This is a genomic window from Mycobacterium sp. (assembly GCF_025933915.1).
GTDB lineage: Bacteria > Actinomycetota > Actinomycetes > Mycobacteriales > Mycobacteriaceae > Mycobacterium.
On sequence record NZ_JAICZA010000225.1, the window covers coordinates 1 to 5,906 of the forward strand.

The 5,906-nt window shown below is 66.8% G+C and carries 7 protein-coding genes; 3 read left to right on the forward strand and 4 right to left on the reverse strand.

From position 1 onward, the window contains the following. Nucleotides 1-551, reverse strand: a 551-nt coding sequence (locus tag Q0W90_RS22665; RefSeq protein WP_297776763.1) for a trehalose-6-phosphate synthase, incomplete at its 3' end; no start/stop codon positions are given. Continuing rightward, complete coding sequence (locus tag Q0W90_RS22670) at nt 552-716, reverse strand: hypothetical protein (RefSeq protein WP_297594959.1); 165 nt, start codon at nt 714-716, stop codon at nt 552-554. A 242-nt stretch (nt 717-958) separates the two neighbouring features. Between Q0W90_RS22670 and Q0W90_RS22675 the strand changes: the two genes are divergently transcribed. The 3 genes from Q0W90_RS22675 (at nt 959) to Q0W90_RS22685 (ending at nt 3,650) form a co-directional block, all read left to right on the forward strand. Then, a complete protein-coding gene (locus tag Q0W90_RS22675) occupies nt 959-1,894 on the forward strand; it encodes an enoyl-CoA hydratase (RefSeq protein ID WP_297594958.1) in 936 nt (311 codons plus the stop codon). A 98-nt stretch (nt 1,895-1,992) separates the two neighbouring features. Continuing rightward, nucleotides 1,993-2,829 (forward strand): SDR family oxidoreductase, encoded by an 837-nt coding sequence (locus tag Q0W90_RS22680; RefSeq protein ID WP_297594957.1) that lies wholly within the window; start codon nt 1,993-1,995, stop codon nt 2,827-2,829. A 29-nt stretch (nt 2,830-2,858) separates the two neighbouring features. After that, nucleotides 2,859-3,650, forward strand: coding sequence for an SDR family oxidoreductase (locus Q0W90_RS22685; RefSeq protein WP_297697883.1), 792 nt, complete (start codon nt 2,859-2,861; stop codon nt 3,648-3,650). A 71-nt stretch (nt 3,651-3,721) separates the two neighbouring features. On the opposite strand, the gene Q0W90_RS22690 is transcribed toward Q0W90_RS22685, so the two are convergent. Together Q0W90_RS22690 and Q0W90_RS22695 are read right to left on the reverse strand one after the other, a co-directional pair. Beyond that, nucleotides 3,722-5,287: an LCP family protein gene (locus Q0W90_RS22690; protein WP_297776766.1), complete on the reverse strand. Its 1,566-nt coding sequence runs from the start codon at nt 5,285-5,287 to the stop codon at nt 3,722-3,724. 343 nt (nt 5,288-5,630) lie between these two features. Continuing rightward, nucleotides 5,631-5,906: integrase (locus tag Q0W90_RS22695; RefSeq protein WP_297776769.1), on the reverse strand; the 276-nt coding region annotated here is incomplete at its 5' end.

Here is a 5,906-nt window from a genome sequence, read left to right on the forward strand (position 1 = left end):
ATGTGCAGGAAGAAGCCGATGGTCAGGTCGGGCCGCAGTTCGCGCAGCATCTTCGGGACCAGCTGTAGCTGATAGTCCTGCACCCACACGGTCGCGCCGCGCGCGGCGGCACGTGAGGTGGCTTCGGCGAAGCGGCGGTTGACGACGACGTAGCGCTCCCACCATTCGCGGTGGTAGATCGGCTTGACGATGACGTCGTGATACAGCGGCCACAGCGTGGCGTTCGAGAACCCCTCGTAGTATTCGGCGACGTCGTCCGCGCTCAGTTTGACCGGCCGAAGTTCCAGGTCTTCCTGGACGATGGGTTCGCCTTCGGGGTCCTTAGTATCTTCGGGGTCCTCATCCACGACGCCCGGCCAGCCGACCCACGCCCCGCGCCGGCGGCGCAGCAGTGGCTCCAGGGCCGTGACCAGTCCTCCGGGGCTGCGCTTCCATGCCGTGGTGCCGTCCGGAAGGAACTCCTGATCCACCGGCAGCCGGTTGGCGACGACGACGAAGTCGGAATTCCCGAATTTGGCCGCCTTGGAGCTTCGTCGTCCCCCGGGAGCCATCTACGTGTCGAGTTTCGCCGGCCCAATACCCAGCATGGACAGAAAAACTCGGCATTCGTCGGCATCGGTGGCATACGCAGCGACGACCCGCCTGGCCTGGCTCGCAGTGCTGTCCGCCAGCGGCTCGACATCGCCGATTTCGGCAGGATCAGATTTCGTAGGCATGACTTAACTGTAGGCGACGCGCGTGGTCGGCCGCAGTCCGTCTCACCAGCTAACGGGTGTCGGACGCATTTATCGCTGGTTTGCAGGGATTCGCCGGGCCGCTCGCGAAGACACGATCCGCCGTCGCCGCCAGGGAGCGTGCGGTTGGTAGGGGATCGCGGCCCGTCCCCCCAGCGCGCACCCGGTTACACACTGGCCGTAATGTGTAAACAATTCGAGCTGACAACGAGCGAGGTGGCCCAATGACTCTCTCCGAGCAAGCCGGCGCGCAGGCGGGCGACGCCAACGCCGAGGAGCTGGTGACCTACGAAACCCTCGACGAGGGCAGCATCGCCCGCATCTGGCTCAACCGGGCGGACGCCCACAACGCGCAAAACCGCGGCCTGCTGGTTCAGCTCGACGAGGCGTTCCTGCGCGCCGAGGCCGATGACGCCGTCCGGGTGGTGATTCTGGCCGCCCGCGGCAAAAACTTCTCCGCCGGCCACGACCTCGGCTCGGAGCTGGCGCTGGCAGAGCGGGCGCCGGGAGCGGGGCAGCATCCGACCTTTCGGATCAACGGCGCCACCCGTGATCCGGTCGCCGAGAAGACCTACCTGCAGGAGTGGCATTACTTCTTCCAAAACACTTGCCGCTGGCGCGATCTGCGCAAGATCACGATCGCCCAGGTCCAGGGCAACGCGATCTCGGCGGGCCTGATGCTGATCTGGGCGTGCGATCTGATCGTCGCCGCCGACAACGCGAAGTTCAGCGATGTGGTCGGCGTGCGGATGGGCATGCCGGGCGTCGAATATTATGCCCACCCTTGGGAATTCGGTCCGCGCAAGGCGAAAGAGCTGCTGCTGACCGGTGATGCGCTGGACGCCGACGAGGCCTACCGGCTCGGGATGGTGTCCAAGGTGTTCCCGGTCGACGAATTAGCCGACAAGACACTGGAATTCGCGCGGCGCATCGCGGAGCGGCCGACGATGGCGGCCATGTTGATCAAGGATTCGGTCAATGCCGCGTCCGACGCGATGGGCTTCACGGAGGCGCTGCGACACGCGTTCCACATCCACGAACTCGGCCACGCGCACTGGGCGGCCCACAACGAAAACAGGTATCCCATCGGTCTGCCGCCCGACGTCGAGGACTGGCGCAACGCCAAGCCGACCAAGCTGGCCCGTCGCGACACCCCGTAGCCGGGGCCGTTCTGGCCGCATGCCCGGGGGAGCCGTCACCACCGGAATCGACACGTGGTTCGATGACGAGAACCTGTTCCACTTGAAAGGCGGCTCGAGTGCAGCTTTCTTTCCGAGGCCGGACATATCTGGTCACCGGCGGCGGTAGCGGGATCGGCAAGGGCGTGGCCGCCGGACTGGTCGCGGCCGGCGCCTCGGTCATGATCGTCGGCCGCAACGCCGATCGGCTCGCGGCGGCCGTCAAGGAGATCGAAGCGCTTCCGGGCGACGGCTCCATTCGTTACGAACCGGCCGACATCACCAACGAAGAGGAGGCGACGCGCGCCGTCGACGCGGTGACGGCCTGGCACGGCCGGCTGCACGGCGTGGTGCATTGCGCCGGCGGATCGGAGACCATCGGGCCCATCACCCAGATCGACTCGGAGTTGTGGCGACGGACCATAGACCTCAACGTCAACGGGACTATGTACGTGCTCAAGCACTCCGCGCGCGAGATGGTGCGCGGTGGCGGCGGGTCGTTCGTCGGCATCTCGTCGATCGCGGCCAGCAACACCCACCGCTGGTTCGGCGCCTACGGCGTCGGCAAGTCAGCGCTGGACCACCTGATGCAGTTGGCCGCTGATGAACTCGGGGCGTCATGGGTGCGGGTCAACAGCATTCGCCCGGGCCTGATCCGCACCGAGCTGGTCGCCCCCATCCTCGATTCGCCCGAGCTGAGCGCCGACTACCGCGCCATCACGCCGCTGCCCCGACCTGGCGAGGTCGAAGACATCGCGAACGTGGCGATGTTTCTGCTCAGCGATGCTTCCAGCTATGTCACCGGACAGATCATCAATGTCGATGGCGGGGTGCTGTTGCGTCGCGGCCCGGATTTCTCGGCGATGCTGGAACCGGCCTTCGGCGCCGACGCGCTACGCGGAGTGGTGGCAACCTGAACCGTCGGCCCTAGTGAACGGGAGAGGCGATGAAGCGACTCGAGGGCAAGCGGATCCTGGTGACCGGCGCCGCGTCGGGGATCGGCCAGGCGACCGCGCTGCGCTTGCTCGACGAGGGTGCCAGCGTGGCGGCCTCCGACCTGGCGGCCGACGGCTTGGACGAAACGCGGACGTGGGCTCGGCAGGCCGGCGCCGCCGACCGCCTCACCACCGTGCCGATGGACGTCGGCAGCGAGGATTCGGTGATCGACGGTGTGGGCCTGGCCGTCAAGCAGCTGGGCGGCCTTGACTCGTTGGTCAATGCCGCCGGCATACTGCGGGCCGCCCACACCCACGAGACCAGCCTCGAACTCTGGAACCAGATCGTCGGCGTGAACCTGACCGGCACCTTTCTGGTGGTCCGCGAAGCGCTACCGGCCTTGTTGGCGAACCCGCGCAGCGCGATCGTGAACTTCAGCTCCACCTCGGCGTCGTTCGCCCATCCCTATATGGCCGCCTACGCCGCGAGCAAGGGCGGCATCCAGGCCTTCACGCACTCGCTGGCGCTCGAATACGCGCGCGCCGGCCTTCGTGCGGTGTGCGTGGCGCCGGGCAGCATCAAGTCCGGGATCACCGACGCCACCGGCGGGTACATCCCCAAAGACGCTGACTGGTCGCTGTTTTCGAGGCTGATGCCGGTCCTGCCCACCAGCGTGGAATCCAGCGGCACCGGCATGGCCGAGCCCACCGCCGTCGCCGGGGTGATCGCCATGCTGGTATCCGACGACGGAGCCTGGATCACGGGCACCGAAATCCGGATGGACGGCGGCACCCACGCTTAATGGCGGCGACCCGCTGCGCCCGGCTACGCCGCGCTTGCGATCGCCGCGGGCTTAATGGCGGCGACCCGCCGCTAATTGACGCACGGCACGCCGCCGCCGTCGATCGGCTTTCCTTGATCGGGCGTCGGGTAGGTCGTGGTGGTGCCGTTGTAGTAGTAGGACTTGGCCTTGGTCGATGTCGTGGTGCTGGTGCTGGTGCTTGTCACGTCGTCCATCTGGGTCTCGTCCGGTGCGGGGATCGAGAAATTGGTGTCCACGGTGACCCGGATGTGTCCGGGCTGGACGTTGGGGCTGGGTTGCTTTGCTGCGTCGAGGCCGAGCAGGTTGGCCACGCGTTGCGCATCGGTCTGTGCGCCGGCGCCGTACTCCACCGTGGTGGCGGTCGGTTCACCGGCCTCGCGGTCGCGGACTTGGCCCTGGGTGTAGCCGCGCTTCTTCAGCGCGCGCGACACCTCGGTGGCCAGACCGCTCATGCTGCCGGAGTTGATGACGTCGACCACCGTGGACGGATCGGGCTTGACAGCCGTGGTGGTGGGCTCGGTGGTTGGGGTGTCGGCGCCGATCGCCGCCGCCACCTCGGCCTTGATCGCCGCCGGATCGACGATGTTGACGTCCTGTCCGTCGATCGTGTCGTAGCGCACCACCGGCAACGTCCGGAATTCGACGTTTCCGCCCGCGAGACCCCCCAGGCGCTGGATCATCTCGTCGTTCCAGCCGGACGAGAGCACCACGTCCTTGCGCGCCACCGCCATCAGGTTCTTGAGCTTGTCGATATTGGTGAAGGTGCCCGCGGCCTGCAGCTCCTGCATGACCGACGAGATGAACGCCTGCTGCCGGTGAGTGCGGTCCAGGTCGCCGTTGTCCAGGCCGTGACGCTGCCGGACGAATGACAGCGCCTCGGAAGCGTCCAGCCGCTGTCGCCCGGCCGGGAAATCGGCGCCCGAATACGAGTCGTAGACCGCGTGGTTCAGGCACACCTCAACGCCGCCGAGAGTCTGTGCCAGATCGAAGAAACCGGCCAGATTGACCTCGGCGAAATAGTCGATGGGGACGCCGGTCAGGCTGCGCACCGCGCGCAGGGTCGCCGCCCGGCCGGCCTCGCGGCCCTTGGTCTCGAGTTCTTTCTGACTGCTCGTCCCTTGGTTGGCCAGCTTTTGCGCGACGTATTGCTTGGTAAGTCCGTAGGCCTCTTTGATCTTGATGTGGTTATACCCGGGGACTCCGGTGAAGGGAACCCAGTCGTCGCGGGGGATCGAAAACGCGACGACCTTGTTGTCGGCGCTGACGTGCACGAGGATCATCGTGTTGGTGTTGTAGCCGCCGTCGTCGGAATCGCCGGCGTGCAGATGCTTGAGGATGGAGTAGGGCAGGTCGTTGCCGTCCTGGTCTTTACGCGAGTCCAGCCCAATCAGCAGGATGTTCATGTTGTCGCCGCTGGACCGCGGATCGTCGGGCTGCAGGGCATTGGAAACGGTGATGCCGCCCAGCGCACCGTGCGCCACGTAATACCCGGCCCCGGTCAGCCCCACGGCCGCCACCGAGACCAGCGCGCCAAGGGTACGCGTCAGCCCTTTACGGAAACGAGAGGGTTGACGGACGGCTCGATGGCGGCGATGGGCGCCGCCCGAGCGGGCCATCACAAACCTCTGCCCACACCCGGCGCATCACCGGACCCCGCAACGGCGGTTAGCGGCGATGTCGCTTCAGGCATGGTGACAAGTATGCGTTAGCTTGCTGTGAAGGCCCCAATCGAGAGCGCCGCCCAGCGGCCGCCGCGAGCGGATTCAGCAGGCCGAACGGATGCGATTCACGGCGACGATCGCGGCTCCACCTGCATGTTTTGGCCGGGCGGCGCCGAGGCGTGGCCGCGGCGCTCTCCACGCGGTCTCGAGCGGAACGCGGATCGAGTTGAACTTGTTATCGCGCGGATACGTCGGGCCGGACCGCTGTCGCCGGGGGCCGGCCAGCAAACCGTCGCCGTCAGCAGTACAGGTACTCGACGTGCCATCGACCGCCGACATATTCGGCGCGATATTTGCCCCCCAGCGCCGGGTTGGCATCGTGAATGAGGCCCGAGCCACCGACCCCGGGGGTGAAGCCCGGCGGATCCCACGCGACGGCCACCGGGTGGGGCGCCATCGTCGGCGTGCATCCGACTTGCTTCTTGATGTAGCCATCGATGATCGCGCGCTCCGCGGTGGCCTGATCACCGCCATCGGGCGCAGGGGCGTTGGCGCACAGCGCATTTGCGCCACA